This window comes from Clostridium sp. C105KSO13, assembly GCF_001517425.1.
Taxonomy (GTDB): domain Bacteria; phylum Bacillota; class Clostridia; order Lachnospirales; family Lachnospiraceae; genus Muricomes.
The window spans coordinates 123,193-149,970 of record NZ_FBWL01000169.1 but is presented as its reverse complement, the minus strand read 5'-3'; the positions used below and the strand labels follow the sequence as shown (position 1 = coordinate 149,970).

General features: G+C 42.6%; 23 protein-coding genes, 1 tRNA gene, 1 other RNA gene, 2 pseudogenes, 1 riboswitch and 2 other annotated features. Of the genes and pseudogenes, 7 read left to right on the top strand and 20 right to left on the bottom strand.

The genetic code is table 11. The annotated features are described in order from the left end of the window. Positions 1-55: 55 nt before the first annotated feature. The 4 genes from BN3456_RS11800 to BN3456_RS11785 all read left to right on the top strand — a co-directional run bounded on the left by BN3456_RS11800 (position 56) and on the right by BN3456_RS11785 (position 2,696). A complete protein-coding gene (locus BN3456_RS11800; RefSeq protein WP_089984326.1) occupies positions 56-1,459 on the top strand; it encodes a [Fe-Fe] hydrogenase large subunit C-terminal domain-containing protein in 1,404 nt (467 codons plus the stop codon). After that, positions 1,440-1,796, top strand: coding sequence for a hypothetical protein (locus BN3456_RS11795; RefSeq protein WP_347458051.1), 357 nt, complete (start codon positions 1,440-1,442; stop codon positions 1,794-1,796). The genes BN3456_RS11800 and BN3456_RS11795 overlap by 20 nt, the downstream gene beginning before the upstream one ends. Continuing rightward, a complete protein-coding gene (locus BN3456_RS11790) occupies positions 1,793-2,509 on the top strand; it encodes a PHP domain-containing protein (RefSeq protein WP_089984325.1) in 717 nt (238 codons plus the stop codon). The genes BN3456_RS11795 and BN3456_RS11790 overlap by 4 nt, the downstream gene beginning before the upstream one ends. Positions 2,510-2,625: 116 nt before the next feature. Next, a tRNA-Gly gene (locus BN3456_RS11785) sits at positions 2,626-2,696 on the top strand. Between the two features lie 199 nt (positions 2,697-2,895). Here the strand turns inward: BN3456_RS11785 and BN3456_RS15955 are convergent. Continuing rightward, positions 2,896-3,057: a hypothetical protein gene (locus BN3456_RS15955; RefSeq protein WP_176699184.1), complete on the bottom strand. Its 162-nt coding sequence runs from the start codon at positions 3,055-3,057 to the stop codon at positions 2,896-2,898. Between the two features lie 177 nt (positions 3,058-3,234). Beyond that, a pseudogene (locus BN3456_RS11780) lies at positions 3,235-3,510 on the bottom strand (NAD(P)-dependent oxidoreductase); the annotation flags it as partial. A gap of 233 nt (positions 3,511-3,743) precedes the next feature. On the opposite strand from BN3456_RS11780, the gene BN3456_RS11775 reads away from it, so the two are divergent. Then, a complete protein-coding gene (locus BN3456_RS11775) occupies positions 3,744-4,157 on the top strand; it encodes a DUF4430 domain-containing protein (RefSeq protein ID WP_089984324.1) in 414 nt (137 codons plus the stop codon). Beyond that, the gene (locus tag BN3456_RS11770) at positions 4,111-4,680 is read left to right on the top strand and encodes a hypothetical protein (RefSeq protein WP_242862869.1); all 570 of its coding nucleotides are present in this window, start codon (positions 4,111-4,113) and stop codon (positions 4,678-4,680) included. The genes BN3456_RS11775 and BN3456_RS11770 overlap by 47 nt, the downstream gene beginning before the upstream one ends. Before the next feature lie 107 nt (positions 4,681-4,787). Here the strand turns inward: BN3456_RS11770 and BN3456_RS11765 are convergent, their stop codons facing one another. The 3 genes from BN3456_RS11765 to BN3456_RS15950 all read right to left on the bottom strand — a co-directional run bounded on the left by BN3456_RS11765 (position 4,788) and on the right by BN3456_RS15950 (position 8,925). Further along, a complete protein-coding gene (locus tag BN3456_RS11765) occupies positions 4,788-5,831 on the bottom strand; it encodes a ribonucleotide-diphosphate reductase subunit beta (protein ID WP_089984323.1) in 1,044 nt (347 codons plus the stop codon). Positions 5,832-5,925: 94 nt separating this feature from the next. Continuing rightward, the gene (locus BN3456_RS11760; protein WP_089984504.1) at positions 5,926-8,250 is read right to left on the bottom strand and encodes a ribonucleoside-diphosphate reductase subunit alpha; all 2,325 of its coding nucleotides are present in this window, start codon (positions 8,248-8,250) and stop codon (positions 5,926-5,928) included. Positions 8,251-8,652: 402 nt separating this feature from the next. Further along, positions 8,653-8,925, bottom strand: a complete 273-nt coding sequence (locus BN3456_RS15950) for a hypothetical protein (RefSeq protein ID WP_176699183.1) — start codon at positions 8,923-8,925, stop codon at positions 8,653-8,655. A 265-nt stretch (positions 8,926-9,190) separates the two neighbouring features. Here BN3456_RS15950 and BN3456_RS15945 point away from each other — a divergent pair, with 265 nt between their 5' ends. Further along, the gene (locus tag BN3456_RS15945; protein ID WP_176699182.1) at positions 9,191-9,748 is read left to right on the top strand and encodes a GGDEF domain-containing protein; all 558 of its coding nucleotides are present in this window, start codon (positions 9,191-9,193) and stop codon (positions 9,746-9,748) included. Between the two features lie 153 nt (positions 9,749-9,901). Here BN3456_RS15945 and BN3456_RS11750 read toward each other — a convergent pair whose 3' ends face one another. The 15 genes and pseudogenes from BN3456_RS11750 to BN3456_RS11680 all read right to left on the bottom strand — a co-directional run bounded on the left by BN3456_RS11750 (position 9,902) and on the right by BN3456_RS11680 (position 26,723). Then, on the bottom strand, positions 9,902-10,471 hold the full coding sequence (locus BN3456_RS11750) for a superoxide dismutase family protein (protein WP_089984321.1): 570 nt from the start codon (positions 10,469-10,471) through the stop codon (positions 9,902-9,904). Between the two features lie 49 nt (positions 10,472-10,520). Beyond that, the gene (locus BN3456_RS11745) at positions 10,521-11,294 is read right to left on the bottom strand and encodes an ABC transporter ATP-binding protein (protein ID WP_089984320.1); all 774 of its coding nucleotides are present in this window, start codon (positions 11,292-11,294) and stop codon (positions 10,521-10,523) included. Beyond that, a complete protein-coding gene (locus BN3456_RS11740; RefSeq protein WP_089984319.1) occupies positions 11,287-12,168 on the bottom strand; it encodes an ABC transporter permease in 882 nt (293 codons plus the stop codon). Before BN3456_RS11740 ends, BN3456_RS11745 begins: the two co-directional genes overlap by 8 nt. Positions 12,169-12,219: 51 nt before the next feature. After that, positions 12,220-13,239, bottom strand: a complete 1,020-nt coding sequence (locus BN3456_RS11735) for an ABC transporter substrate-binding protein (RefSeq protein ID WP_089984318.1) — start codon at positions 13,237-13,239, stop codon at positions 12,220-12,222. Between the two features lie 119 nt (positions 13,240-13,358). Continuing rightward, positions 13,359-13,604: a binding site (T-box leader), on the bottom strand. Between the two features lie 105 nt (positions 13,605-13,709). Then, positions 13,710-14,453 carry an amino acid ABC transporter ATP-binding protein gene (locus BN3456_RS11730; protein WP_089984317.1) on the bottom strand — a complete coding sequence of 248 codons (744 nt, stop codon included), beginning with the start codon at positions 14,451-14,453 and terminating at the stop codon, positions 13,710-13,712. A 12-nt stretch (positions 14,454-14,465) separates the two neighbouring features. Further along, positions 14,466-15,149 carry an amino acid ABC transporter permease gene (locus BN3456_RS16365; protein ID WP_347458054.1) on the bottom strand — a complete coding sequence of 228 codons (684 nt, stop codon included), beginning with the start codon at positions 15,147-15,149 and terminating at the stop codon, positions 14,466-14,468. Positions 15,150-15,197: 48 nt separating this feature from the next. Further along, positions 15,198-16,028 (bottom strand): annotated as a pseudogene (locus BN3456_RS16360) (transporter substrate-binding domain-containing protein); the annotation flags it as partial. 111 nt (positions 16,029-16,139) lie between these two features. Next, positions 16,140-16,314, bottom strand: a riboswitch (Lysine riboswitch). Between the two features lie 456 nt (positions 16,315-16,770). Then, positions 16,771-17,268 (bottom strand): hypothetical protein, encoded by a 498-nt coding sequence (locus tag BN3456_RS16355; protein ID WP_242862868.1) that lies wholly within the window; start codon positions 17,266-17,268, stop codon positions 16,771-16,773. A gap of 404 nt (positions 17,269-17,672) precedes the next feature. Next, positions 17,673-18,794: a glycosyl hydrolase family 18 protein gene (locus BN3456_RS11710; protein WP_089984313.1), complete on the bottom strand. Its 1,122-nt coding sequence runs from the start codon at positions 18,792-18,794 to the stop codon at positions 17,673-17,675. 43 nt (positions 18,795-18,837) lie between these two features. Further along, positions 18,838-19,863, bottom strand: coding sequence for a tRNA preQ1(34) S-adenosylmethionine ribosyltransferase-isomerase QueA (queA, locus tag BN3456_RS11705; RefSeq protein ID WP_089984312.1), 1,026 nt, complete (start codon positions 19,861-19,863; stop codon positions 18,838-18,840). 31 nt (positions 19,864-19,894) lie between these two features. Next, a complete protein-coding gene (gene pheT / locus BN3456_RS11700) occupies positions 19,895-22,312 on the bottom strand; it encodes a phenylalanine--tRNA ligase subunit beta (RefSeq protein WP_089984311.1) in 2,418 nt (805 codons plus the stop codon). Between the two features lie 18 nt (positions 22,313-22,330). After that, positions 22,331-23,350: a phenylalanine--tRNA ligase subunit alpha gene (gene pheS, locus BN3456_RS11695; RefSeq protein WP_089984310.1), complete on the bottom strand. Its 1,020-nt coding sequence runs from the start codon at positions 23,348-23,350 to the stop codon at positions 22,331-22,333. A 100-nt stretch (positions 23,351-23,450) separates the two neighbouring features. Beyond that, positions 23,451-23,678 (bottom strand) — a binding site (T-box leader). Between the two features lie 81 nt (positions 23,679-23,759). Further along, entirely contained in the window at positions 23,760-24,602 is an 843-nt protein-coding gene (locus BN3456_RS11690) for a YihY/virulence factor BrkB family protein (protein ID WP_089984309.1), read from the bottom strand. 133 nt (positions 24,603-24,735) lie between these two features. Continuing rightward, a non-coding RNA gene (ssrS, locus tag BN3456_RS11685) (6S RNA) lies at positions 24,736-24,914 on the bottom strand. A gap of 117 nt (positions 24,915-25,031) precedes the next feature. Next, positions 25,032-26,723, bottom strand: coding sequence for a phosphoenolpyruvate carboxykinase (ATP) (locus BN3456_RS11680; RefSeq protein WP_089984308.1), 1,692 nt, complete (start codon positions 26,721-26,723; stop codon positions 25,032-25,034). Positions 26,724-26,778 lie beyond the last annotated feature (55 nt).

Sequence of the window (26,778 nt, the reverse complement as noted above, 5' to 3'; positions counted from 1 at the left end):
CTTTACTACTAGGTTTGTCAAGGCCTCACCAAGTAGTTTAAGCAGAGGTGATTTTATGGATAAATTTGTGCGTTCTGTCCGGCTTAAGACAGAAGTCTGCAGAGGCTGCATCAACTGCATCAAATACTGCCCTACTCAGGCAATCCGTGTGCATAATGGAAAGGCTCATATAATTGATAAATTCTGCATAGACTGCGGGAGATGTATCCGGTACTGCCCTCATCATGCAAAGATTCCTATTTATGATTCACTAAATGTACTCAATCTCTACAAATACACGGTAGCACTTCCGGCTCCATCGCTCTATGCACAATACAATAATCTTACAAATGTGGATATTGTTCTCAATGCTCTTCTTAAATTGGGATTTGACGATGTATTTGAGGTCAGCGCAGCTGCAGAGCTTGTTTCTGAAGCTTCCAGGGAATACATGAAGGAACATACGGAGGAAGGTCCGTTTATCAGTTCCGCCTGTCCATCTGTAATGAGGCTGATTCGTGTGAAATTTCCCGCATTGCTCTCCAAGCTTCTGCCCATAAAACCACCTGTGGAGGTGGCGGCAGAGATTGCTAAAGCACGGGCAATTGCAAAAACAGGACTCTCTCCTGCAGACATAGGAATTATTTTTATATCCCCCTGCCCTTCAAAGGTTTCTTATGTGAAAGCCCCCCTCGGGATTGAAAAAAGCAGCATCGACAATGTAGTGGCAATCAAGGATGTTTATCCTCTGCTGCTTCCCCACATGACCAGGGATGAAAGTCAACTCAAGCCCCTTTCTATGACCGGACGTATTGGACTTGGCTGGGGAAGTTCCGGTGGTGAAGTGGGCGGTCTCTTAATTGACAATTATCTTGCAGCCGACGGCATTGTAAATATTATGCGTGTCCTGGAAGGAATAGAGGATGAGAAAATACACGGCCTTAAATTCATTGAGCTAAACGCCTGTAACGGAGGCTGTGTGGGAGGTACCCTCAATGTGGAGAATGGTTATGTAGCGACAGCAAAATCCAAACGTCTTCAGCGGTATCAGCCGGTTTCAAAAAGCCATCTTTCCTGCTATCCTGAAGTAGAAGATATCCTATGGGATAATAAAATAACCTATGAACCTGTGTTTCGGCTGGGAAGCACTTTTAAAGAAAGCCTTGAAATGATGAGTACTGTGGAGGAACTCACGAAAAAATTCCCGGGTCTTGACTGTGGTTCCTGCGGCGCACCTACATGCCAGACTCTTGCAGAGGATATTGTAAGAGGGGACGCCACCAGCAATGACTGCATCTATGTCCTGCGTGAGCATATCGCCGATCTCTCCAAAGAGATTGACTTTTTATCTAAAGCATCCGGCCGTTCCTGCGATTTTGAAGATGAAAGTACAAAATTACTCCACGAATATATACATAAGCTGACTGCGGAACTGGGCGGATTTGGGGTTCCGGAAGAAAATGATGAGAAAGGGAACTAAGAATATGATTGTACAGACTGTTTTAGATTTACCCGATTGCAAAGTGCTGACAAGCGGAAACCCTCAGCGTAAAATTTCTAAAATCTTTTGCTGCGACCTGTTAAGCATTGCCATGAGTAAGGCTCCGGCTGACAGCGTTTGGGTAACAGTGATGGGAAATAAAAACACACTGGCCGTCGCTTCTCTGACAGACACCGCCTGCATCATCCTGGCAGAAAATGCTGCACTAGATGAAAACACCCTGGCACAGGCCGAAAAGGAAAGGATTGCAATCCTCTCCACAGAACTTCCCGTTTTTGATATAGCTTTGAAGGTTTACGAGGCCAGAAAGTTATGACTGGATTATATTACGACCTGCATATCCACTCCTGTCTTTCCCCATGCGGAAATGATGATATGACTCCCGCCAACATTGTGGGGATGGCCTCCGTAAAAAAGCTGGATGTTATCGCACTGACGGACCATAACAGCTGCAAAAACTGTCCGGCCGCCATGCACCACGGACAAACCTATGGTGTCATCGTGATTCCGGGAATGGAACTGTGCACGGTAGAAGAAGTACATGTAATCTGTCTCTTTTCCACACTGGAAGATGCACTTCGTTTTGATGCCTGTGTCTATGAGCATATACTGCCTGTTAAAAATAAAGAAGAAATCTTCGGCAGCCAGAAGATTATGAATGATCACGATGAAGTGACCGGAACTGTAGAGAATCTCCTTATCAGCTCTACAGATATATCTTTTGATACTGTATTCTCCCTGGTGTCTTCTTTTCATGGAATTGCTTATCCTGCACATGTGGACAAAAACTCTTCCAGCATCTTATCAAACCTGGGGTTTGTACCTTCAGGCAGCACTTTCACCTGTGCAGAATTTCACGATTTAAAGAACTTACACCAAATACAGCAAAGGCACCCATACTTTGTGCAGTGCAATATCATAAGCAGTTCAGATGCACATTATCTGGAGGACATCCGTGAACCGGAGTACCAGATATTCTCAAAGTCCATGCATATACATGATATTTTGGAAGCAATTCTAAAGAAATAGCGCCCCTTCTCTGGAGAAGTAAGTTACTTAAATTCAACGCTTAAATTCAACACAGAAAAATCGGGAAATTATTGCTTGCTTTTACATGATAAAAGCGGTATAATAATTTTCGTGATGCAGATATAGTTCATTGGTAGAATGCCAGCTTCCCAAGCTGGAGAGGCGGGTTCGATTCCCGTTATCTGCTTTTATTGTGCCCTAAATACTATAGATTCAACATTCTTCAAAGTCACTGATACTAATTTTATACTATTTAACAAAGTTATGCCGACTCCTCAAGATTGAGAGGCCAATCGCAGTGATTACCGGTGCCAGCGTATATTCAGTTTCTCTATAGACTATAGGTCTTTTTTCTTTCAACAGAGCAAACAAATCATAACTGCTTTTCAAAAGCATATAATTAACGGAGGACCGAAAAATGTGACACCTATTCGCTCTAATTCCTTCTCCAGATTTGTTCGTTCCTCAGTAACAAGAATTCTGGTTTTCTTCACCCTGTCCGCTTCGTCCAGTACAGTGATACCTGCAGCCTGAGCCGGAGCGGACACACTCCAAAGCTATCCTGCTCTTTATATATTGTATCGCAAACCAAAAAAACAGTTCAGTCATGCGAAATAGAGCTGATGACTGAACTGTCATTGATCTGTATGTTCTTATCGAAATAATCTAATAATCACATAGTCTAATATAGCAATCAGTCTCTGTCTGGATTCTTTGGGAGCCTAGGAGATATGGGGCGTAATAATGCAGTTCTTTGCCTGCAGAAGGGGATTCTCCCCTTTGATAGGTTCTGTGGAGACTACATCCAGGCCTGCACCCGCTACTTTCCCGCTATTTAACGCATCCCTTAAGTCCTCCTCTACAATCAGAGGGCCCCTAGAGTTGTTCAGAATGATGATCCCATCCTTTATCTTGGCAATGTTTTCTTTGTTGATGATTCCCATAGTTTTGTCCGCCAGCTCGATGATGGGATAATCCCAGAAGCACCAGTCCGGGTTGCTCTCCAATCGTATTCCCAGACAGGACAAGAAGAATCATACAAAACTTATCATACGTAATGCAACCTTTCGGATTCTTAAAGTTAATGCAACTGCTAACGGATATGAGGGTTTCATTTAATTTGAAAATTTACGGAAATTAAAAAATTACAAATATTCTTTAACTTTCACTAACATATTTCGCCCATTTATATTATAATGGTATAGTCAATTTACAAAAGAAAGGATATTTAATTATGACAAAGAATAACTCAAAGAAACATATTATAATTGGTTTGGTGGTTCTCTTAGTGATACTGGCCGGCTTACTTTTTGCTTACACGAAATTTAAACCAACGACTTCCGGCGGTAACAAAACTATAACCGTTACGGTAGTTGACAGTAATGCTGAAGAAAAGAATTACACTGTAAAAACGGATGCTGAATACTTACAGCAGGCATTGGATGATACTGAAGGCCTAACTTATAAAGGCAGTGAAGGTGACTATGGCTTAATGATTACGGAGGTAAACGGGGAATCTGCCGATTTTAATAAGGACAAAGCTTACTGGTCTTTTTATGTAAACGGGGAGTACTGTAATTACGGCATAGCTGAACAGCCGGTTGCTGACGGCGATGAATTCAAAATTGTCTATGAAACTCAAGAATAAAGAAAAGAGCGACACCCATTTAACAGTTAGAGAGCTCACTATTCTGGCTCTTAGTGCTGCTTTACTTTTTGTCCTTCAAGTTGCCTTAGGGTTTTTGCCAAATATTGAAATTACTTCCCTGTTGATTATCATCTTCACTCTGATCTACCGCTTTAAAACTTTATACATAATTTATACATTTGCTTTGTTGGAAGGACTTTTTTACGGTTTTGGCATTTGGTGGCTGATGTACCTGTACGTCTGGACCATTCTATTCATCGTTACCTACCTGCTGCGTAAAAATCAAAGCGTACTAGAATGGGCTATTATCAGTTCCATGTTTGGTTTTGCTTTTGGTTTTCTCTGTGCCATTCCCTACCTCTTCATTGGCGGCGCAGGGGCAATGCTTGCATGGTGGGGCGCAGGAATTCCTTATGACATCGTACACGGCATTGGCAACTTTTTTGTTGCTTTATTCCTTTTTAAACCGCTTTATTCCTTAATCGGGCGTATATATAACAAAGTGGGCGATTATGCAAACTAATGGATTTTTAATTTAGAATCGCCTTTTCCTGCCTTTGGAAGAAAAAATGGATAGTTCCCCACATCCATGGGATAACTATCCATTTTTATATACTTTAATTATTATTTCTACAGGTCATCAACCAGTGCACTACTTTTGGCATATGCCGTGCTCTTGGCTTCAAAGAAATCTGTCTTGATTAGGTTTGCATTGGAAAACTGGCTGACCCAGGTCATGCTCTCCGGTTCGCTCTCATGTCCTTCATAAATTGGTTTAAATCCCAGCCCAGTGCAGCGCAGATTTCCCAGATACTGTATATAATCAGTAACCATCTCCCGGTTCAGACCTTCAATATCATCTCCGATTACATAATGTCCCCAGCGGATTTCCTGTTCACAGCCTTCCTTTATCATGTCCCGGTAAATTTTTTCCTTTTCGGGGATAAAGAGCTGCGGCTCCTCCTTTTTCAGTTCGGACAGGATACTGCGAAACAGCCACAGATGTGTGTTTTCATCCCGGTTTATGTAACGTATTTCCTGGACAGACCCCGGCATCCTCTGATTTCGTCCCAGATTATAAAAGAACATAAAGCCACTGTAAAAATAAATTCCTTCCAGAATATAGTTCGCAACCAAAGTACACGTCAGCTTTTCAAGAGTCTTTTCCTTCTGAAAATCATTATAGAGATTTCCAATAAATGTATTGCGTTCTAACAAATGTTTGTCCTCTTTCCACTGATACAATACATCGTTGCGCTCCTGTGGCTCACAGATTGTATCCAGCATGTAGCTGTAACTTTGACTGTGTACTGCTTCCTGGAACGTCTGAATAGAAAGACACAGGTTGACTTCGTTTGCCGTAATGTACTCTTCAATGTTCGGAAGGTTTGCAGTCTGCATGCTGTCCAAAAATATTAGAAAAGACAGTATCTTATCGTAAGCTCTGCGCTCAATGGGGGGCAGCATTCTATAGTCTTTGATGTCGACATTTAAATTAATTTCTTCCGGCACCCAGAAATTGTTCATAGCCTGACGGTACCAGCTGCTGACCCATGTATATTTCATGTGGTTAAAGTCATTGAGATTTGTAGTGTTGCCTCCAATTAGTCTTCTCTTTGCCGCATCAGTGTCCCCATCCGGGTTAAATAATGGTTTCTTTACCAATCCTGCCATCTTTAAGTTCTCCTGTCTAAATTTTTTTCTTTTTTAGTTTTCTTATGTGCAATATGACATCTACGTGCCCCAATGTCATAATATCATATTTTCATCAGGAAGAACACACCTCACACTCGTCCACTTCAAGACTTCGTGAACGAATGTAATAAATTGTTTTGACTCCCTCTTCCCATGCAAGAAGATAGAGATCCAGTATTTTGCGAAAAGTATATTCATTGGTAATATACAGGTTCATGCTCTGTGCCTGATCAATATGGCGCTGGCGGATTCCGCAGGCCCTTACAGACCATGTCTGATTGATCAGATGGGCATTTTTATAATACCAGAATGTTTTCGGCGAGAGATCTGGCGCCACCCTGGGCATCAGGCCGTTCTTCTTTTCCTCCAGAAAATACCGGTTCATCACCGGATCCATACCTGCCGTTGTTCCGGCTATAATGCTTGTGCTGCTGGTAGGCGCTGTGGCCAGAAGATAGCCATTTCTGAGCCCCTGACCAGCCACCTTTTTCGCCAGCCTCTCCCATCGTTCATCCACAAGATTCCTGCTGCAAAAGTATTCCCCTGTCTGCCAGTCACTGCCCTGGAAATATTCATAGCTGCCCTTCTCGGCAGCAATGTTACAGCTTGCATCCACTGCAGCATAGTGAATGTCCGAAAAAACTTTCTCCGTAAAATCCAGATGTTCCTGACTCTCCCAGCGGATGCCGCGCTTTGCAAGCATATGGTGATACCCGCTTACACCCAGTCCAACAGGGCGGTATTTCTGATTATTGATTCTGGCATAGGGCACTGGGAAAAAATTCAGATCAATTACATTATCCAGCGCTCTGACCGCACTCTCGGTAATATAGGACAGTTCTTCGTAGTCTTCTACACGAATATGTCCCAGTGACAGACTGGCCAGATTACACACTACAAATTCCCCGGGCTTGGTTACGGTCACCACCACTTTCTCACCGTCTACAGTCTTCGTTTGCTGCTCCACCAAATCAATAGCACTCATATTCTGGGCAATTTCCGTACACAGGTTGCTGCAGTAAATCATGCCTTTATGTTTGTTGGGGTTTGCCCTGTTCACCGTATCACGGTTAAAAGCAAAGGGGGTGCCTGTCTCTACTGCACTGCGGATAATCAGACGAAGGACATCCTTTACCAGTATGACACGTTTCTTAATTCGGTCATCCTGTACGCAGTCCAGATATTTTTCTTTCCATTCCTCTCCGAAGGAGTCCTCCAGGGCATAACCTTTCACTGTCAATATGTCGTGGGGACACATCAGGTACCAGTCTCCTTCTATGTTATCCCTGGCCTGCTCCCAGAAATAATCCGGATAGCATACAGCGGGAAATACATCATGTGCCTTCATTCTCTCATCCCCGTTGTTGGTTCTCAAAGATAAAAACTCCGGTAAGTCTCTGTGCCACACATCCAGATAAACCGCCACGGCCCCCTGGCGCACTCCAAGCTGATCTACCGCTACGGCTGTGTCATTGGCAAGTCTTATCCAACGGATAACGCCGCCTGCCGCGCCCTCAAACCCTCGGATAGAACTGCCGCTTGCCCGTACCTTTCCAAAATACATGCCCATACCGCCGCCATACTTGCTGACCTTCGCAAAATTATCAATGCTGCGGTAAATTCCATCCAGGCTGTCAGGTACCGTGTCAATAAAGCAGGAGGAAAGCTGATGATAGGGTTTTCTCGAATTTGCCAGAGTAGGGGTAGCCATTGTCACTTTTAAAGTGCTTAGCATATCATAAAAACGTTTGACCCAGACACTTCTGTCTTTCTCTTCCTTCATGGCGAGATGCATAGCAATCCCCATGAACATTTCCTGGGGAGTCTCCAGAGGCTCCCCGCTTTTACTGCATATCACATAGCGCTTGAGAAGCAGATCAAGGCCGGAATATGTCAGCAGTTTATTTCTGTCGGGGCAGATCCAGGATTCAAATTGTCCCAGTTCTTCCTCGGAATAATTTTCCAGTATGTAGTCTCCATACAGTCCCAGTTTCGTAAGATAACTGACTTTCTCGTAAAAATTGTGAATCTGCAAAGTCTTCCTACTCTCAGCTAACTGAACTTCAAACTGAAGCATCCTGATTCTGGCTGCAATCATCTCCCATTTTGGAGCTTCCTGTGTGGTCAGCTCTGCGGATGCTTTTATCAATACAGACAGCTTATCTTCGTCTGTTAGACTGGGGGTTAAAAATCCCTGAAACCTAGTGTTCAGCTTTTCCAGCTTATACTCATCCTGGGGATACTCCTTTTCTATTTTCTTCAGAACATCCGAAATCTCCGGAAGGTTCCGGAACTCTGCTACAATACTACGGCTGGGATTTTGTTTTTCCGTTCTATCCTTGTTATAAAAGATACTCCTCTTCACTTCATCCTTATGAGCCTTTTTACATATTTTCATAGGCATTTTACACCTCCATACCATTTGTTGTGGTTTATAATTTATGATACCACAATATATCGGTATATTCAACTTAAAATAGCCATAACTGACATTGTTTTCCTTTCGTATATTCACTCGATATCCACTCTTTTATCTAAAAATGAGGTCAGAAAAACACCTCGCACATGACAGAGCATTACATCATAAACTGTTATTTCGAGGGTTAAAAAGCCGATATATACTTAGGGATATGTAAGAATATCAGGACCTTCTCTTATTTAGCTGTTGCACAGCTCCCAAATAACCAATATAATAAGACATGTATATTGGATATATCACACAGGACTCACAGGAGATTTATATGTTTTCACATTTTATCAATATGTTCAATAAAAATTATAAATTAAAAAAGGAATATTTTCAGACTGCAGAAGATGAAATTGCAGAGATGAATTTAGGACTCTTAAAGTCGATCAGTTTAATTTCTTCTATATTGCTGGTCTTTTTCTGCTCGGCTGTCCCGTTCCTATTAAATAACCGGTCTGTTATCACGGTTTCTCTTCCTTTTTTTCTGTCTGCTGTGGCTTTTTTTGTTGTCTCTTCCAAATATATAAAATCCGGGCACAGGGATAGACAAGCAATTACAGTTCTATGTCTCTTATTTGAAGCTATTGTTTTTGCTTTTGCACTCATTATGGACCTGTCGCCTTGGACACGTAGCGGCGTGGTGCTTTTGCCGCTGATTTATATTACATTCTCTACTTGTTTTGTTTTTCCGCTGTGGCAAATAATCTCTGTCCACGTTGTAGTAGAAATTATATATATAACCTTGGCTATACTAATAAATACTCCCTACTCGAGCAAAATTAATATTTCTACTTCTATTGTAAGTTTAATTCTTTCTTTTGCGGCCGGCCAAATCAATTTGAAATCAAAGGCTAAGGATTATAATGCGCGCATGCAGTATAGGTACCTAAGTATGACGGATTCTCTCACAGGAATTCTGAACAAAAAGGCCTGTGAAGATGCCATTGGCGAATACCTGGATACTTACTATAATTGTTCTGGTGCTCTGCTTTTCCTAGATTTGGATAATTTTAAAAATGTAAATGATTATATAGGGCATGCTGCCGGTGACCAGATACTGGAGGAGACGGGAAAACTGCTTGTGGAATCTTTTCGCAGTACGGATATTATAGGCCGGGTCGGAGGAGATGAATTTATGGTATTGATTAAAGATTTTCATGATTCGGAAAATGCCTTGAAAAAGAAATGCGCTATGCTGCAATATAATATGTGCCAGACTATGCTGCATTTTTCTGTAGAGTCTTCCTGCAGTATAGGTGCTGTCTTGTTTCAAAATACAAACATTGAATTTCAGGATATTTACAAAATAGCGGATGCATCCTTGCATGAAGCAAAACGTGCTGGTAAAAGTCAGTATGTTATATACAACATCAATAATGAGGATAAGTCAAAGACCCCGCAGCAGGCTGACGGGGCATCAAACTTGTAGAGCAGCAAGTGCGGGGTCTTTGACCCTCGCGGCATTCGCCAAATGGAAATGCTTGCATTTCTGCTTGGCTCGTTGCCCCCGGAAATAAAGTGAATCCCGGATTCTAAATAAACTTTCTACATAGAATTCGGGATTCTTTTTTCTCTTTGCCATTTATCCATTGTTTTGTTCTGTATTTGACTGGGTTCCCATAACCGGCTGTGCTCCTGTTCCAGGTTGTACGATTCCTCCCGGTGCTGTTGTGAACTGAGATCCCCATTCTTTTATCTCACCACATGCAATTTTTTCTCCTGCATTCCCAAATGGCTGGCTTCTGTAATCGTCCGGATGATCATGTATAACTACAGTTCTGCCAATGACATCATCCGGGAAAAACCTGCCTGTATACACCGCAAGCCATGCCATGCCGTGGGAGGAAAGAAGTACCGGCAGATCTCCCACATGCTGCGGATGCTCCGCATATTCCGGACTGTAATGAGTCAACGTATCCGCAAAAGGCGGTTCATCCGGCGGCCCTGCGCACGCGGCCCCTTCGTGAACATGAAATCCAAAGAATTTGCCTAAATACTGTTGATCTTCATCGGGCAGCCCATAGATTTCTGCCACTACGATTGTTCCTCCGTGTACTTCGTAAAAATACACCATGCCATGCAAATCAGGATATTTGTAGGAACCTCTTACATCGGCATACGCCTCCGGTGCCCCATTCAATTTTTCTAACATAACATTGCCCTCCTCTTGCCAGTATATGAGGAAAAGGAGGAAAGTGATTCTAATTTCCGCACTCAATACTTATTTCATTAAATTTTCCCAATATATCATCGACTTTCATCTTCTGCTTCTCTTTTCCTGCAATGTCCAGCACAATCTGTCCCTGGTGCATCATAAGCAGCCTGCTTCCATATTCTACGGCGTAACGCAAGTTGTGCGTCACCATGATGGTTGTCAGGTCTTTTTCTTTTACAATCCTGTCGGTCAGCTCCATAATCAATTCTGCTGTCTTCGGATCCAGAGCTGCGGTGTGTTCATCTAAAATCAAATAATCTACAGGAGTCAAGGTGGACATTAAAAGCGCCATTGCCTGCCGCTGTCCTCCAGAAAGTGAACCTACTTTTACATCCATTTTATTTTCCAGTCCCAGGTTCAGGCGGCTAAGCAGCTCCTGGTAATTAGTTTTGCGTGCCTTATTAATACCTTTACCGATCCCATAAGTTCTTCCTTTGTTATCTGCAAGAGACATATTTTCCAGGATTGTCAAAGAAGGGCATGTACCCATGGCAGGATTTTGGTAAACTCTCCCGATTCTCCGGTTTCTTTTATATTCTCTCATCCCGGAAATATCTTTGCCATCCATCAATATCTGCCCTTCTTCTATCGGGATGCTCCCGCAGAGGATATTCAGCATGGAAGTCTTACCGGAACCGTTACTGCCCACGACAGAAATAAAATCGCCTTTATCTGCTGTCAGATTAAAATCTTCAAACAGGCACATTTCATTGAGGGTTCCCGGGTTATAATATTTTCGAATGTTTTTCAGCTCAAGCATTCTTCTTCACCTTCTTCTTTCTATCCATGCCGATAATCAATATAATTAAAAATAATACGGCTGTAATCAATTTCATGTCCTGAGGTTCAAAAAATTTCAATGCTGCAGCAACACAAGCTTTATAGATTACGGATCCTATCAGAACTGCAGTGGTCGTGTTAACGAGACGGACATTTTTAAACAAACTTGTTCCGATGATTACACTGGCAAGGCCAATTACAATTGCACCGGTTCCACTGGAAATCTCGAACACTCTCTGCTCCTGGCAGAAGATGCTTCCGGAAAGCGCCACCAGACCGTTTGCTATTGAGAGGCCCAATATTTTAACATTTCCATGATCCTTGGCAAGTGATGTCACAAGATTTGCGTTATCGCCTACTGCCCGGAGCAGAAGCCCTGATTTCGTCTTTAGATATAAATCAAGCAGTACCTTGCTGATTATCGCAATTACAAGTACAACCATAACCACTTTGTAAGATGCAAGGCTACCTCCGAAAATTTTGTCCATAGGGCTATTGTCAAAAATGCTTTCGTCTCCAAATATAGGAACATTCGCTGTCCCTGCCAGGCGAAGATTAATCGTCCACAGTGCTGTCATCATGATGATACCGGACAGCAGGTCTCTTACTTTACATTTCACATGGATAAGGCCTGTGCAGATTCCTGCGGCTGCCCCTGCAAGAAACGAAACCGGAATTGTCAGATACGGATTCACACCATTTGTAATCATCGTAGCCGTAATTGCGGCACCCAGCGGAAAGCTTCCATCTACGGTCAGATCTGGAAAATCTAAAATTTTGTAGGTAATATATACCCCCAGGGCCAATATTCCGTAGATCAGTCCCTGTTCTAAAGTTGTTACAAAAATAGTCATAATCTTCCTCCGGATTTCTATCTCTTTTTATGTCCCTCAGTATGAGGTGCCTTATTTCGAAATACTATCAAAACTTTCTACTGCACTCTTTACAAAATCTTCGTCTAAAGTAATCCCCAGGTTCTCTGCCGCTTTTGTATTTACATACAAGCCCGGTTCGGAAATTGTCTCGTAATTCATTTCAGATGCTTTCTTCTCCCCTTTTAATACCTCACCTGCCATTTTACCTGTCTGTTTTCCAAGGGCGATATAATCAATTCCTTCCGCAGCAACACAGCCCAATTTCACCTGTTCAATTTCACTTGCAAAGACAGGAATTTTCTTTCCATTTGCCTTATCAAGAATAGTTGCCAGCGAATTTACTACGGTATTGTCTGTCAGGTTTGTCAGGCAGTCTGCTTCGCCGAGGATCTCATCTGCAGCCAGAGAAATATCTGCTGTCTGCGAAACTCCTTTGGTCACAATTGTAAACCCGTAGTCCCCTGCAAGCTTTTCATACGTCTTAATTGCAGAAACTGAATTCACTTCACTCGTAGTATAAAGTATACCCACTTTCCTTGCATCCGGAAGAACTTTGCGAATCATTTCCAGTTGTTCTTTAATCGGAAGTTCATCACTTGTTCCCGTAACTTCTCCTGCTGGGGTCCCATCCTCCATGGCAAGCTTTGCCGCTTTCGGATCTGTCACCGCCGTAAAAATAACCGGGATACCAGAATTCATTGCAGAATTATATGCCGCCTGTGCACTCGGTGTCGCAATTCCACAGATTAAATCCACCTTGTCAGATACAAACCCATCACTGATCTGCTTCGCTGTCCCCTGATCTGCCGCTGCATTCTTCACTTCTACTTTCAGGTTTTTTCCTTCTTCAAAGCCCTCTTCTTTCAGCCCCTCAACAAAACCTTGTCTGCAGTTATCCAGTGAGCCATGTTCTGCAAACTGAGAAATACCGACTGTGTATGTCTTATCACCCTTTGTTTTGTTCTCCTTTGCTCCTTTGCTGTCTGCACATGCCCCAAGGCTCATAATCATCACAGATGCTAAAATGACTGCTAATACTTTCTTTTTCATAAATTAGTTTCTCCTTTTCTTCTATCTCTATTTCCATAAACGGTTCAAAAGCAAAGGAGCCGACTATGTGGATATTTTGAGTTATGCTTGTAAAAAAAGAAAACCGCCTCAAGCTAATAGCTTGAGACGGTAATAAAATACAGTTTTATTATCGCGGTACCACTCAAATTGACGAATTGTCCACTTTATCACGTACTACATACGTTCCTGATTGATAACGGGTTTGGTTCCCGACGGCGCCTACTCTTCTCATTTCAGGCCGCCCTCGAAAGTCCATTCAGAATTAAAATCCATACAGCAATCTCACCCACTGCTGCTCTCTGTGATATCTCTTAAAACTTACTTCTCTTTCTCATCGGTTTTGCTTTTGATAATTCCTATTGTAATCTCCATCCACCCATTTGTCAAGGAGTTTTTGTGAAAAGGGGTCAGTCCCTTTTGCCGACCGTTCTCAGAATATTCTGACTTTATCACTTAGAAACGTTCAGAATCCGCTGCAGGAATTGCCTTGTTCGCTCTTCTTTTGGATGAACAAATATGTCTTCTGCCGTGCCGGACTCAGCAATAACACCTTTATCCATGAAGATAACCCGATCGGACACATCTCTGGCAAAGTTCATTTCATGGGTCACAATTATCATAGTGAGACCCGTATGCGCCAGATCTTTCATAGTTTTCAGCACTTCACCGACCATCTCAGGATCCAGCGCTGACGTCGGCTCGTCAAAGAGCATCACGTCAGGGTTCATAGACAGAGCCCGCCCGATTGCAACCCGCTGCTTTTGTCCGCCGGAAAGCTGTGAAGGCTTGGCATCGACAAATCTCTCCATACCGACCTTTTTCAAGTTCTCCATAGCAGTTTTCTTTGCCTCTTCCCGGGACCTTTTTAAGACCGTAACCTGCCCGGTCATACAGTTTTCCAAAACATTCATGTTGTTAAAAAGATTAAATTGCTGAAATACCATGCCTAGATGGGTGCGGTACTTCGGCAGATTATAATTCGGAGCCAACACATTTTCATCTTTATAATAAATCTTCCCGTCATTCGGCTTCTCCAGCAAATTGATGCATCGAAGCAATGTGGATTTACCTGAACCTGAGGATCCGATAATTGTTACTACCTCGCCCTTATCCACCGTAAGGTGGATATCTTTCAGAACTTCATTATGTCCAAAGTTCTTTTTCAAATGTTCTATCTTAATAATTTCTGACATATCTGCTCCCTTCTACTCTTCTTCCGCTGCAATAGGTACATAGTCTTGCGGCCCGTCCAGTTTCTTCTCGACCAGGCGCAGAATCCTTGTTACACTGAAGGTCAATATAAAGTATATCACGCAGATAATAAAATAGGTCTGGAAGAACATATAACTTGCTCCTGCTGCTGATTTCCCCTGGAAAAATAATTCTGTAACGGAAATAATACTCAACACAGAGGTGTCCTTAATATTGATAACAAATTCGTTTCCTGTTGCCGGTAAAATATTGCGCAGTACCTGCGGAATAATTACCTTCCGCATCGTCTGACCATGTGTCATTCCGATTGCCTGTGCTGCCTCAAACTGGCCAGTGTCTACAGCAAAGATACCCCCGCGGACAATCTCGGACATATAAGCTCCGGTATTAATTGACACAATGAAAAGAGCCGCTGCGGTTCGATTCAGGTCAAATCCAAACAACAATGCTGTACCGTAATAGATGACGGCCGACTGCACAATCATGGGTGTGCCTCTAAATACTTCTACATAAACATTTAGAAACCAGCCAAAAAGTTTTTGAACAATTCTTTTTCCCTTTTTCTCCGACATCGGTATGGTACGGTATACGCCAACCAAAAGACCAATCAGACCACCTAAAATGGTTCCTGCCAGAGCCAAAAACATGGTCATCCCTGTTCCTCTTAAGAACAACATTCCATTTTGCTTCAGGATTTTCATAATAGGGTTTCCTGTATCTTCTTCGGATGCCGGCTGATTCTCAATAGCCTCGTCCATAATTTTTAAACGCTTGTCCTTGGAAATCCCAGCTAAAATTTCATTAATGGCAGCTATATTGGGATCACCTTTTCGCAGGCCAATGGCAACTGCGGTATCGTCAGGACTTGTCTGGAAACCATTTGCTGCAGAAAACTCTATCATCTTCAGCTTTGGATTAACGCTTTCGGCAGTAACTCCTTCGGGCCTTTCACTGACATACCCGTCAATCGTTCCCGACTCCAGAGCTACTCGCATAGCTGGAAAATTATCCATAGCTTCCTGCATTTTTACGCCCGGAATCTGGTTAATAACTGTATAGTGAAACGTATTGAGCTGAGCCGTAATCTTTGCCCCGGAAAAATCCTTCAGACTTTTTGCATCGGCATACTCGCTGTCTGTCCTGGTGACCATAACCAGGTTGGACTCATAATACACATCTGTAAAATCAATCTGTTTCTTTCGCTCCTCTGTAGGAGACATACCGGCTATAATTGCATCAATCTTACCGGACTGCAGTGCAGGCGGCAGGCCGTCCCATTCTGTTTTGACAATGACCAGCTTTTGCCCCAGCTTGTCTGCGATGCGTTTGGCAATCTCCACATCATACCCACCGGCATAGGATTTGTCCCCATCAATGGGAACAGCTCCGTTCTCATCCGTGCCTTGTGTCCAGTTAAATGGGGCATATCCTGCCTCCATTCCTACACGAAATTCCTTTTGCTCCGTTTCCTGCGCCTGTACTTCACTTGTCAACCCCGGCGTACATGCCAGCATTAACAGCAGCACCAATGACAGAATTGATACTTTCTTCTTCATACTTTTCTCCTTTTCCATGAAACCATCAGTTTATGGCGGAAACAAAGTTGCCGTAAAATAAAAAAGCACTCTTTGGAAAACCAAAAGCGCTTAATTCTTCTTCACCTATTTGTAAAACATAGCGCAACTTAGTCTCTAAAACTAAGACAGTCCATAAGCTCTTTACTTATGTCCCAACCAGAAGGCAAAAGAGATGCCAGCTGATTTCGGCGATGCTTCCTAGTTCTGCTTCCGCGTGTCTCTTCACTCCACAGCGTTAATAAGCCTCGCAACCTCTACCTCAGACAATGAGGTGTTTCACATATTCTTATTTCTTATCAATTTTACAGTATTTCAAAAGCCTTGTCAAGGAAAATATTTATATACATGAACTACATATTTGACAATCTAATGATATGAGGGTCAAAATACCATTTGACTGGGCAGGGCGGTTACCCTTTTGAATGATCTATGTACGCAACCAGAATCATAATAATGACTTTTCCTCATGTTTGGCAAGCAAGGGCTTTTTTGAATTCGAGTATTCTTTTGTCCATAAAAATAAAGAACACACAACGACCAAAAATAAAATTTCTGCAACTTTGACTCCTGCTAAGTTATAATTGCTTGTATTTCCCGAAAAAGACGAAACGAAGAGATTAAATAAAAAAATGCATTAGTGCACATACCCATACATTATTCGCTTTCATATACGCATACCCTATAACTATAGCCAAACTTACTGTGGAAAGAAGCCGCAAAGCTATGCCAAGACCATCCACATGGTATACGCTGAACCATATTGGCATATGCCAAAGTTCCCATGTAATCCCCAGTAAGAGGACACCTGCTCTCCTGCCAAACTTCCTTTGCATTTTTTCCTGAAGGAAGCCTCTCCAGCCATACTCCTCCCCAAAAAACATAATTGCCTGCATGGGAAAAGTAAAAAGGTAAATGGGAATATAAGCAGTACTCCTTTTACCTTCTTCCAGCCCTTTCCAGGATCAAGCTTTCCACCATCTATCCAAGTAAATATTAAGATTAATATTGAAACAGGAAACAATACAATATAATTAGCGAATAAGTTCAGAAATTGCTTTTCTATTATGCCCGTAATCCTTAATATAATAAAAAAAATATAACAAACAAAGAAACCTATATATACAAAATGTACCTTCCGATTCTCGTCATTTTTTATATCTCTATGTAACTTGGCTGCAGATACACCCGTAGCAGGAAGTATCATCATAAATGTGGCCATCACATCCCCACTCATAAACTTTTTATAATAATTAAGAATACCGACAGTCCAGCAGACACCATAGGTCACAATAAAAAACAAAATCGTTTCTATTATATTTTACCTTTTATCATATGACGCATTATGATCATCCAACTTTTCTGCTCTCCCTAATGTTCTTTATCTTCTAATTATACTATTCTGACAACATAAGCAAAGTGTAATAGAACTGTAATCAGCAAAACATACATAGGATGCGCCAGAATGATAGCTGCTTTCGCTGGATATGAGAATCCCCAGAGGGTGCTTTCCTACATTCTTTATGGATTGGAAGTCAATTTTCATCATCATCGGATAAATCATCGTTTTTCCGATGGCAAATGCAGTTAGGAGTTTTGGAAAATACTTCTCCCAACTGTTTATAATTAATTTGTTTTCTCCAAAAGCATCCAGTTTGCTCTAAACGGACGCATTAAATTCCAATATCCCACGCCCCAGAGGTTATGCTCCTTCGCAAGATTGATTTTTGCCTCTATGCTGCGCACATCTTCAAACCATACCTCATGAGAAATTCTGTCTCTTGTATACGTAAAGTGGGGAGTCTGAGATATGTCCTCAAATTCTATCTCTGCCCCGTTTTCCGCTGCAATCTGCACAGCTTCTACATTTCCTATGAGCCTTGCCCTTGTAATTCCTTTCTCATAGGGCAGGGGCCAGTCATATCCGTAATTGGGCACCCCCATAATTATTTTTTCAGCCGGGATTTCTGTCAGGGCATACTCTACCACTTGCCGCACCATGTTGATTGGGGCCACTGCCATGGGCTCACTGTATGTGTACCCCCATTCATACGTCATAAGAAATACGTTGTCTGCATTAGCCCCCAACAGTGCATAATCCATCCCTTCATAGAGCAGTCCCTCCTGTCCTGCAGATGTCTTAGGAGCCAGAGCCACAGATACTTTATATCCGTTTGCATTCATGGTTTCTCTCACGCTGCCCACAAACTCTGCATAGCCCACACGATTTTCCGGCAGAATGTATTCAAAGTCAATATCCACCCCTGCATAGCCTTTTTCCTGCACCGCTGCCAGCAGGTTTGCAATCAGAGTCTGTTGAATTTCTATATTTTCAACAAGCACTTTCACAAGCTGATTATTAAATGTGCCATTCGCAAAGGGGGTCAGTACAAGCATTGGATTGATTCCATTCTCCCATGCAGCTTCAATCATCCATAATTCGTCCTGGTACGGGGGGACAAGCTCTCCTGTGAATGTAAATCCATAAGAAAACACAAGCAGCTCATTGAGAGCCAAAAAAGTCTGGTCTAAAACAGCAGATTCAATAAAGGGATAAGCGTATCCCGTAACATACAGATTATCTCTTATACTTCCGGACTCATCCACATCAAGCAGGAGAAGTGCCTGACCGACCACAAGATTTGGCTGTCCGCTTAGCTGATTATCAAAAGCAATTTTCCAGACGGGAATCTGAGTCTGTTCAGATATCGAATATAATGTATCACCCATTTTTACTACATATATCACAAAAACACCCCCTATGTAACAACATATGAGAGTGTTTTTCTTTTTATGATATAAACATGGCATCTCCAAAACTGAAAAATCTGTATCTCTCTTCCACTGCCTCTTCATACGCCGCCAGCACATGTTCCCTACCTGCCAGTGCGGAGACGAGCATGATCAATGTGGATTCCGGCAGATGGAAATTTGTAATCAGACCGTCCAATATCTTAAAATGATATCCCGGATATATGAAAATCTCCGTCCATCCGCTGCAGGCCCTAAGATGTCCTTTTTCATCTGCCGCAGCTTCTATTGTCCTGCAGCTTGTGGTTCCTACGCAGATGACACGTTTCCCGTTTTCTTTGGCACGGTTTATTTTTTCTGCCGCCTCCTCATCGATAATGTAAAACTCAGAGTGCATGTGATGTTCTTTCACATCTTCCACCTTAACAGGCCGGAATGTACCGAGTCCTACATGGAGAGTCACCCGTGCAATATCTATTCCCTTATCCTGAATTTCCTGCAGTAATTCAGGGGTAAAATGAAGTCCTGCCGTGGGTGCTGCCGCTGAACCTTCGTGGGTGGCATATACCGTATTGTACCTGTCCTTATCCTTCAGCTGGTGTGTGATGTAAGGCGGCAAGGGCATCTGTCCCAGCTGATCCAGAATTTCTTCAAAAATTCCTTCATACTCGAAATGAATGAGGCGGTTCCCTTCCTCCACCACATCCATCACTTCTCCTACCAGAAGTCCGTCTCCGAAACTGATTCTGGTGCCCGGCCTTGCTTTTTTCCCCGGCTTCACCAAAGTCTCCCACACATTATTTACTTTTCTCTTCAAAAGCAAAACTTCTATCTTTGCCCCGGTGTCCTCTTTAGCTCCGATCAGCCTGGCCGGAATAACTTTCGTATCATTAATGACAAGGCAGTCTCCAGGTTCAAGATATCCTGCAATATCACGGAACATATGATGTGCTATTTCACCTGTCTTCTTATCCAGTACAAGAAGGCGGGATCCTGCCCTGTCTTCCAATGGATCCTGAGCGATTAGCTCCTGGGGCAGATCATAGTAAAAATCACTTGTTTTCAATGTAAACTCCGCCTTTCTAAATCTAAATTATCTACTGTCTCAGCTCTATACCCATCTCTTCCAGAGCTTTTAGGATTCTATTCATAGCTGCCGTTACATCGGCCTCCGCCAAAGTTTTGTCTTTTGCCCTGAACACAATGGAATAAGCAATGGATTTATATCCCCGCTTGATCTGGCTGCCTTCATACAAATCAAACAACTTATAGCTTTCCAGATAAGCACCGCCCTTCTTCTCAATCACTTCTTCAATCTGGCCTGCAAGAATATCACCTGGCACCACCATACTAATATCCCGGTTAACTGCCGGGTACTTTGCAATCCCTGTGTATTTTCGATCAAAGGTTGCGTATTCCTGAATCTCTGGCATATCAATTACCGCAATATAAGTTCTCTCGCCAATTCCGTAATTCTCTGTCACTTCCGGGTGGACTTCACCAAGATAACCCACGACTTTTCCCTGATAGATAATATTTGCCTGGCGTCCGGGGTGCAGATACGGTATGCCTGCATTCGGATCATAAGATTCTTTTTCTTTCATTCCGATTTTCTCGAAGAACTCTTCCACTACACCTTTCATGCTGAAAAAGTCTCCCGTACCATACATTCCCAGTGTAAACTGCATGCGCTCATCAGGAAGCTCAGTAATCGGAACCTGTTTGGGGAGATAAATATTCGCCAGTTCATAGAGGCGCACATCCTTATTCCGGCGGTTATAATTAGTTGCAAGAGACGTCAGCATACCATTCACAGAGGTTGTCCTCATAATACTGTAATCTTCTCCCAGCGGATTCATAATTTCCACAACATTTCTCAGGGGCGAATCTGCGGGGATTAAGAGTTTGTCAAACACCTTTGGACTTTCAAAGGAATAGGTCATGCCCTGGCTGAAACCGCAGAATTCTGCAATGTCCTCTGCAACACTTTCAATCCGCAGTTTGAAGGAAACTTTTCCGGCAGTTGCCTCCCCCTTTGGGAGGGTGGTGGGTATATTATCGTATCCGTAAAATCTTGCCACTTCCTCTGCCAGATCGGCCACACGATATAAATCCTGACGGAATGTAGGCGCTATCACTTCTTTTGTACCGGCGTCGTAGTCCAGCCCTATTTTTTTGAAATAGCCCAGCATTTCCTCTTTCGGTATGTTGGTCCCAAGCAAAGCATTAATTTTCTCGGCATCAAATGGAACTCTGACAGGTTCTTTCACCTTGCCATACACATCAACGGTGCCGCCTACAACCTCTCCTGCTCCCAGTTCCTCGATGAGCTGGCATGCTCTGTCTATAGCTGCCTGCGCATTATTCGGGTCCAGGCCCTTTTCAAACTTTCCTGATGCATCTGTTCGCAAGCCAACTCTTTTACTGGATTTACGGATATTAACGCCGTCAAAACAGGCTGCCTCGAAAAGCATCGTCTTTACATCATCTGTAATCATGGAATTTTCTCCACCCATGATTCCGGCAATGCCGATGGCTTTTTCACCGTCACAAATCATAAGCACGTCTTTATCTACAGTTCTTTCCTGCCCGTCAAGTGTAGTAAACTTATCCCCGTCCTTTGCATTCTTCACAATAATCTGATGCCCTGCTATGGTGTCCAGATCATATGCATGCATGGGCTGCCCATATTCTTCCATTACATAATTAGTAATGTCCACCAGGTTATTGATGGGACGGATTCCTACGGAGGAGAGCCTTCTTTGCATCCACTTAGGCGAAGGTGCAATTTTAATATTTTTTACTACCCTTGCACAGTAACGTGGGCAAAGGTCTGTATTTTCAACTGAAACCTTTACATAGTCGTTGACATCTTCATCATTGCCCGTTTCCGCAACTACGGGCGGTAAAAATTCTTTGTGGAAAGTTGCCGCCGCTTCTCTGGCAATGCCAATCACACTGTAACAGTCCACCCGGTTAGATGTAATCTCGTACTCAAATACCACATCATTTAAACCCAAAGCTTCTATTGCACTCACACCAACCTGGGCATCTTCCGGGAAAATATATATTCCTTCATCAGGAGATTCCGGATACATATCTTTTGTTGAGCCCAGCTCTTCAATGGAACACATCATACCCAGGCTCTCCACCCCACGCAGCTTTCCTTTCTTGATTTTTATGCCGCCGGCGGTTTTAGAACCGTCGTGTCCGCCTGCAACGCGGCCGCCGATCAGTACGACAGGAATCTTGTCCCCTTCATGTACATTATTGGCCCCTGTGACAATCTGCACAGACTCTGTCCCTACATTCACCTGACATATAATCAGTCTATCCGCATCCGGATGACTTTCAATTTTATCTATCTGCCCGATAATGATTTTATCCAGATCTGCATCCAGCTCCTTATATCCCTCTACTTTCGTTCCGGATAACGTCATTGCATCTGTATATTCCTGCGCCGTCACGTCCAACGCTGGAACATATGCTTTAATCCATGATAATGAAGTATTCACTTATCGTTCCTCCTTTTATTAAAACTGTTTCAGAAAACGAATGTCGTTTTCATACAAAAGTCTCATATCATCAATTTCATATTTTAAAAGAGCAATACGCTCGAGGCCTACACCGAAGGCAAAGCCTGAATATTCCTCGGAATCTATGCCGCACATCTCCAGAACATGGGGATGTACCATGCCGCAGCCAAGTATTTCGATCCAACCAGAACCTTTACAGAATCTACACCCCTTGCCGCCGCATTTAAAGCAGCTTACATCTACCTCTGCACTTGGTTCTGTAAACGGGAAATGATGAGGTCTGAATTTTGTCTTCGTCTCTGGTCCGAACAATTCCTTTGCAAATACCTCAAGGGTACCTTTCAGATCGGCAAAGGAAATATTTTTGTCTATTACCAGACCTTCAATCTGATGAAAGGATGGAGAATGTGTTGCGTCCACCTCATCAGAGCGGAACACCCTCCCAGGAGCAATCATACGGATGGGAAGCTTCCCCTGTTCCATCACACGGGCCTGCACCGGGGATGTCTGAGTACGCAGTACTACGTCCTTGTTTATATAGAAGGTATCCTGCTCGTCCTTAGCAGGATGGTCTGCAGGAATATTAAGCTTTTCAAAATTATATAAGTCGTATTCTACTTCTGGTCCTTCTATAACCTCATAGCCCATCCCCACGAAAATGCGTTCTACCTCTTCCAGAGCTATTGTGTTTGGATGCCTGTGTCCTGCCTTATTCTTTTTAGACGGCAGTGTTACATCAATAAGTTCTTTTTTTAACTTTTCTTCTCTGAGAATTTTCTCCATTTTTGTTCTGGATTCTTCCAGAACGGCCTCGATAGATGCTCTTGTTTCATTTACCAGCTGGCCCACCTTCGGCCTGTCCTCAGGGGCAACATCCTTCATTCCTTTAAGAACTGCAGTAAGTTCTCCTTTTTTGCCAAGAAACTTTACACGCACATCATTTAATTTCTCGGGTACATCCGATGCCTGAATCTGTGCAATAGCTTCAGCTTTAATCTGTTCTAATTTTTCCTTCATCATTCTGCTCCTTCCAGATTTTTTCAGGTTACGTCTGCTATAATAGCAGACGTATGCCGGAGAATGAAAGTTTCCGGCACATAAAAAAACTTCATCCCAACAAAGGGACGAAGTTCAACATTCGCGGTACCACCCTAATTCCTGCAGCTGTATCACAGGCTCTTAAGTTATGTGTAACGTACAACATACGGCAGTCTCTACTTTTACTTCAAGCCTGCAGCTATCGTGGGAATTTCAATTGCCATTTGAACTAAAGAAAACTTGCAGCCAGTGATTTTCTCTCTCTGATAGGAAATGGTACTCTACTGTACACGGTCATCGCTTTTTATACTATTAATATTCTAAAAATGATAGAATTTACTGTTCTATTGTAACATAAGATTTTGGAATGTCAAGGAGTTTGCCTTATTTATCTTCTTCCTCCATATCCTTCCAACAGTGCATTCAGCTCCCCGCCAAGCAGGATAACGTACATACAGCCATAGAGCCACAGCATAATGAGTATAATTGTCGTAAGGCTTCCATACATACTGGAAAATCCTGTAAAAACATCCAGATATATAGAAAAAACAAAAGATATCAGCAGCCATCCACAGGCAGTGAACATAGCTCCCGGAAGCTGCTGCCTCATAGTTGTCTTTGAAAGGTTGGTTCTATTCGGCAAAAATTTATACACAAGATCCCAGAATAAGGTTAATACAACCATAGTTATAAGCGTTCTGCTTTTAATAATCATGTCCATCACCGTTGTAAGGAAAGGCAGATGCCTGTAAACAAGTACGCTAATACTATTTCCGAAAACTGAAATTGCCAGGGAAAGTACAATTGCTATAATAAATAGTACCGTATATAAAGTAGCACGAAGTCTCAGATAAAGGTAATTTCTTGTCTCTATATTTTCGTAAATGCTGTTGAGACCTGAGTTTACAGAAAGTACGCCTTTCCCGGCCGACCACAAAGCCACGATAAGTGTAATAGGAATAACACCACCCGATTGTGCGTAAACTTCATTTACAATGGAGATGATTGTTCCTTCCACAGTCTTAGGGAATACCTGCATAACTGCATTCATTACATCCATTTTTGTAACTGGAGTAAACTGTACCATTGTCAAAAGCAAAAGAAGAATAGGAATCAGAGACAACACAAAAAAATATGCCGCCTGTGCCGCATAAGCACCGGTATGGTGCGATCCCACAATACCTGGTAACTTATAAATTTTCTCTGCAATGCTTTTGATTTTATCTTTCATTTATCTCTCCCGGCGGAATTATTAGATTAGAATCATATCATAAAAAGTGCAGCTATTCAAGCATGTCATGTCTGTTTATATTTTGAAGTTTAGAAAAGGCATCTGCACACTGGCAGATGCCCTTATCTTTTGTAGAATCCCCGAAATGCCGGTCCTGTATTTTGACTCCTAGCTAATGCTAGGTGGGCAACCGCATCTGCTTTTCTGTCTTCCCCTGCAAACTGGAGGCTTGACATATTACAGAAATGTAGGAATCCCGTTTAAAGTGCTGTAGGTTCAAAATAACAGGGGGGTCGAACATTCCAGGTTTTTCTCTAAAATTATTATAACCCAATTACATAGATTTTACAACTGGTAAAAAAATGGAGCTTAGAAAATTTGCAACAATTGAATCGTGCGAATTTTCCGCGCTCCATTATTTGCCTGATTTTAATTCAATTCATTTACAACTTTTTGAATAGCAGCCAGTGCATCATCCGGAAGTTTATCATATCCTTCTTTTTTAGTCTCGAATGCTTTGATCTCATTTACACGGTCATTCATGCGATCCTTCAGCTGAGATACATAATCTGCATCTTCCATATCCGGAACAAATCCTTCCCAGTCCATGATGTCAATGTCAGAGAAAGGACCCCATTGATGGAATTCAGCCTTTTTCTCTACGATTTTTTCCAGAATTCCAAGTGTATCCTTAGGCTGTACTTTCTTGCCCATGAAATCTCCTGTGTTGATGATGTAGCAGTCTACATTCTTCTCCTCAACCAGTTTTTTGAACTTACTATAATCGTCTGCCAGTGGATAAGTTCTGAAAGGATTCGCATACGGCACAACTACCAGTTTATTCGGATCTACGCCGGGTGCAAGTCTCTCTGCTGTGGATCTCTTTGTAGCCAGAGTTGCTCCCATTACGGAGGCAAGTGAGGCACCATTTAATTTTACTACCGGAGGAATCGTAGGATCTTTCATAATCCAGAAAATTGCGTTTACAGGAGCATCGATCTTATCTACACGATTTGGCGCCCATAACTTGGACTTGATAGCACGTCCGTTGCCGTTTCTGATGTCCTCCGTTACCAGCTGAATCTTCCCGTCTTCATCCATTGTTGCAGAGCAGTTCTGTGCTGTCAGAAGGAATTTATTGTCCGCACAGCCTGTGGGGTAATCCTGTGTCTTGTCAAAATAGGTAGGCTCAATAGCGATAGATGAGCATGTCTCTGTATTGATTATGAAAGCATCGTCATGGAGAACCTTGATTTCATATTTTCCGTTGTGCTTTGCATGTGTAATAGTAGACTTTCCCGATCCGGAGAGGCCGTATACAGATGCAACATATTTACTTCCATCATCCAGCAGGTATTCTTTCTGTCCGCCATGGCAGGAAGCATATCCGTTGCGGTTTGCAAGTGCCCACACCATAGTCAATGTGCCTTTCTTGTGCTCTCCGAAATATCTCATACCGAGGATGCATGCACAGTTTGTGTCTGTATTGAAATAACACAATGTCTGTGGGTCGCTTAAACAGCTGTAGTCAACTCCCGGACGATCTACCGGTGCCCACTGAGGATCTGAGAAAATATAAATATCCGGCTCTGTTCCATTGCCCACAGCAACAGATTCTTTGTACATTTTTACATATTCATCTGACATATACTGGAAGTTCAGCATCCAGGAATACATGATATTTTCTTCGCCTTCGGGAATCAGAAGATGAACCTTTACCATAAACTCCGGATCAAGACCTGCAAAGACAGTGGCATGGTACAATTTTTTATAGCGTGCAGTGTAAACTGCATCCATTACTACTTTGTCCAGTTTATCACAGTCCACGCCCGGCTCTCCTGCGATACGGCGTGCCGCTGCATAACGTCCTGTAATTGCACCATCATTAAACAAAAGAACTTTAGCATCTGCATCCAGGCCAAATTCCTCGCCCCTATATACCGGCATATCTGTTACGATTGTTCCCGGAGAATTTTTTGCTAATTTGTATGCCTCTTTTAATGTGTTTACCGAAACTACATTATTTCCGTAAAATGCTGCTTCAATGATGGATCTTGTTTTTGAAAATCCTGGTTTTCCTTTTCCAATTTCACTAATTGGATAGAACGCTTTTGTTGACATATAGTTAATTTCCTCCTTAAATCGAAATTTGTTCTATTATCGCATACCCGACCAG

Excerpts from the sequence above, each read along its gene's own strand:
- BN3456_RS11800 (WP_089984326.1), top strand. The coding sequence starts at position 56 with ATGGATAAATTTGTGCGTTCTGTCCGGCTTAAGACAGAAGTCTGCAGA.
- BN3456_RS11795 (WP_347458051.1), top strand. The coding sequence starts at position 1,440 with ATGATGAGAAAGGGAACTAAGAATATGATTGTACAGACTGTTTTAGAT.
- BN3456_RS11790 (WP_089984325.1), top strand. The coding sequence starts at position 1,793 with ATGACTGGATTATATTACGACCTGCATATCCACTCCTGTCTTTCCCCA.
- BN3456_RS11775 (WP_089984324.1), top strand. The coding sequence starts at position 3,744 with ATGACAAAGAATAACTCAAAGAAACATATTATAATTGGTTTGGTGGTT.
- BN3456_RS11765 (WP_089984323.1), bottom strand. The coding sequence starts at position 5,831 with ATGGCAGGATTGGTAAAGAAACCATTATTTAACCCGGATGGGGACACT.
- BN3456_RS11760 (WP_089984504.1), bottom strand. The coding sequence starts at position 8,250 with ATGAAAATATGTAAAAAGGCTCATAAGGATGAAGTGAAGAGGAGTATC.
- BN3456_RS15950 (WP_176699183.1), bottom strand. The coding sequence starts at position 8,925 with ATGAGTGCAAAAGCAAAAACAATAGCTTCAAATAAGAGACATAGAACT.
- BN3456_RS15945 (WP_176699182.1), top strand. The coding sequence starts at position 9,191 with ATGCAGTATAGGTACCTAAGTATGACGGATTCTCTCACAGGAATTCTG.
- BN3456_RS11750 (WP_089984321.1), bottom strand. The coding sequence starts at position 10,471 with ATGTTAGAAAAATTGAATGGGGCACCGGAGGCGTATGCCGATGTAAGA.
- BN3456_RS11745 (WP_089984320.1), bottom strand. The coding sequence starts at position 11,294 with ATGCTTGAGCTGAAAAACATTCGAAAATATTATAACCCGGGAACCCTC.
- BN3456_RS11740 (WP_089984319.1), bottom strand. The coding sequence starts at position 12,168 with ATGACTATTTTTGTAACAACTTTAGAACAGGGACTGATCTACGGAATA.
- BN3456_RS11735 (WP_089984318.1), bottom strand. The coding sequence starts at position 13,239 with ATGAAAAAGAAAGTATTAGCAGTCATTTTAGCATCTGTGATGATTATG.
- BN3456_RS11730 (WP_089984317.1), bottom strand. The coding sequence starts at position 14,453 with ATGTCAGAAATTATTAAGATAGAACATTTGAAAAAGAACTTTGGACAT.
- BN3456_RS16365 (WP_347458054.1), bottom strand. The coding sequence starts at position 15,149 with ATGTTGTTCTTAAGAGGAACAGGGATGACCATGTTTTTGGCTCTGGCA.
- BN3456_RS16355 (WP_242862868.1), bottom strand. The coding sequence starts at position 17,268 with ATGGCCACATTTATGATGATACTTCCTGCTACGGGTGTATCTGCAGCC.
- pheS (WP_089984310.1), bottom strand. The coding sequence starts at position 23,350 with ATGAAGGAAAAATTAGAACAGATTAAAGCTGAAGCTATTGCACAGATT.
- BN3456_RS11690 (WP_089984309.1), bottom strand. The coding sequence starts at position 24,602 with ATGAAAGATAAAATCAAAAGCATTGCAGAGAAAATTTATAAGTTACCA.
- BN3456_RS11680 (WP_089984308.1), bottom strand. The coding sequence starts at position 26,723 with ATGTCAACAAAAGCGTTCTATCCAATTAGTGAAATTGGAAAAGGAAAA.